This window comes from Prosthecobacter debontii (assembly GCF_900167535.1).
Classification (GTDB): Bacteria; Verrucomicrobiota; Verrucomicrobiia; order Verrucomicrobiales; family Verrucomicrobiaceae; genus Prosthecobacter; species Prosthecobacter debontii.
In genome coordinates this window covers 1-2784 of record NZ_FUYE01000043.1, presented here as the reverse complement: position 1 = coordinate 2784, position 2784 = coordinate 1, and the positions used below count along the sequence as shown (strand labels likewise).

1 protein-coding gene is annotated in these 2784 nt (G+C 55.4%); it reads right to left on the bottom strand.

Translation table 11 applies throughout. The features are described 5' to 3' along the window. The coding region (locus tag B5D61_RS26560) for a hypothetical protein (RefSeq protein WP_176159679.1) at nt 1-2784 on the bottom strand (2784 nt) is incomplete at both ends.

The window sequence follows — 2784 nt, the reverse complement described above, 5'->3', positions numbered from 1 at the left end:
CGGCGGTTTGTCCTTCACGCCCGTCAACGCCGTGCGAGGCAGCGGCTGCAGCGGGGTGCTCCCCGCGCCTGTCACCTCCACCAGCTCCTGCGCCGACGCATCCGCACCCAAAAGTGCTACCAGATCCGAGGCCGTCGTGGTCACTTGCGGATTAGCTCCGCCGCCATGGAACGCCATGACATTGCGAGCGCCCACCACATTTGCACCTCCCCCATTGACGGTGATCCGCGCCCCGATTGTCTCGTGGGCATTGAGATAAGTCCGCACCTGAGCCGAGGTGCTAATCGACCCAGGACCACGCCCCCCATCCAACTTCGTCAAGGCCATGGGTGCTGCGACCGCCTCGCCATCTCCCGTGTAAGTGACATCGATCAAAGCCGAGGCTTCTTCGTCCTCCGTCAGCATCTCCACCACCTCGTCGATCGTTGTCTCCACGGTGGGCTGGTTATCCCCACCGGTCAGATAAAAGGTCGCAGGCTGCACGATGGCGCTACCGCTGCCTGTGACCGTCATCAGGTCGGTGTTTTCCAAGGCCCCATTCAAGAGCGCGACGACATCGTCTACATCCATGTCAAACGAGGTGGGAGCCACCCCTCCACTCATCACGCCCGAGTCATTACCCAACGTTCCACCGAAACCCGTGTAGGCCCACCGGATCAGGGTGGATGCCACGGGATGAGCGATGATCGCATCATAGATCGCATAATCATCCGTCAGAATGGTCATGTTGGCTCCACCACCGCTGAGATTCACGTCCTCTCCATAGGTGACGATATCTCCTCCCTCGAATCCCCAAACGTAACCGCCAAGCGCAGCCGCGACATCATTCATCGTGCTGATGGAATTACCCTCCTCATCGGTAGCCACGCTGACCCAGACCAAGTTGCCTTCGGTGCCCGACTGCAAGGGTTGGGAAGGCTCGTTAGTGACATACACAGCGTAAGATCGGCTATTCCCGGCAACGCCCGGCTCAGACGCCTGCAAAGTGATGGCTCCATTATAAAGGCTGGCCGTGGCAGTGTCTCCTTCATCGGCAGCCAAATAAACGATCAGCTCGTCCTCCACCATTTCGACTCTCGTTTGGCTTTCGCCAGGAACGACTTGATGGCGGATCGTCAAACCATTGCCGACTGTTCCTGGAGAGCCTATATAAACCATTCCCGGCAACACGAGATAAGGAAAAGCCCCGCCTGAATTGGGTAAATTGACAACCACATCGTTATACCAAGCCGAATCTTGATAGAACTGAGACCACTCCAGAGCTCCCGACTCATAGGCATCGGCAGCTCGCAGGCGGACCCGTGTCCGATTTCCGTCCAGACCTGCATTCCAAGCCTGATACGTGATCCCCTGATCCGTGACTGAAGCCTTCGTCGCCGCTCCAGTTTCGAGCAACACCTTGATCTCACGTCCGTCCACAATCACGCCTGGGCTCTGGTTTTCAACCTCGGTCAAAAGCGCCACGGAGACTTCCTGGCCCGCCTGATGAGAAGCCTTTTGCAGATACGTGATGTCTTGATTCACCAGTCGATCATGAAGGCCCGAATCTGTCGCAAGTTGAACCACGATCTCATCCCCATCCAAAGAGGCTGACAAAGGTTGCTCCGCTTCCGAGTGCTCCTCCAATCGGAGGGTCATCGTATTGCCTGCTACTCCCGGGACGTCGGCCCGGTAAATGAGCCCTTGATCCAGCAGACGTGCCGCATCCCCCGAACTGGTGCCTAACGAGACACGTACATGGCTCGGATCGATTGCTGTGGATAGCGTGATCGAAGACGGGTGGAGCTTGCCCGGACCACCACCAAACACCTTCACCACCTGCCTCGCCACAGGATCTTCATTGAGAAAACCTGCCACTTGGTCGCCCGTGCTTACACTGCCTGGGCACCGCCCACCCGTGAAGACGGTGCGCAGCAGTGGCTGCATGAACCATTGGACGTCTTCGTTAGGGTCACTCTCACCAGCAACCGTGATCAAGTTGCTGACGGCAGTATCTCCTGCGAGCAACTCCATCAAATCTTGGCGGGAGGTTTTGACCGAAGGATTGGCTCCTCCGCCACTAAGCTCCAACACGGCTGGTGACAGGAAGTGCTCTCCGCCACCATTAATCTCCACAAGTTGATTGAGCCCGGCATGCTGGGCTATGAACTCGGCGACTTCACCTGCCGTGGCATGCACAATTTCCTCTTCATCAGCCCCACCTGTCAAAGAGGTGGCGGGAGAGCTCAAAGGCACACCATTTAAGGGCACGCCGTTTGAAGAAGAAACTTCGAGCTCATTATCTAACCCATTTAAAGCTTCGGCCACATCAGCATCTGTCGCCAATACCTTCCTGTTGAGCCCACCGCCAGAGAGATTGCTGTCGGCATTGGCTGAAGGCAACCCTGTGCTGACATCCGTGCTAGCGAGCAAAATATTTGAATAATAGCTATTGATGCGATCCCGGATGTCACCAAAATTAGTTAGGACAGCACCTGAACTATTAGTCTTAAATTGAACAATCAGTCTTTTCCCCGACAATGAGGTCGCAAAGGCTTTGTTAGGGTGCCCTTTACCGACGAAGGTGATGCGGTACTCATTTCCGGCGGCTCCTTTTTCCTTGGCCTTAATCACCAAGCCTCCATCAAAATAGCTTTTTTGGGCTGCGTCTCCCTGATCACGCGCTAAGCAAATGAGAAAGTAATTCGAAGCCAATCGATTGGCTGTGCATTTCTCATTATAAAGTGGTCCATAGGCATCGTAAAGACCATGAGAATCATCGATATGTTTGACCTGAATGGCATT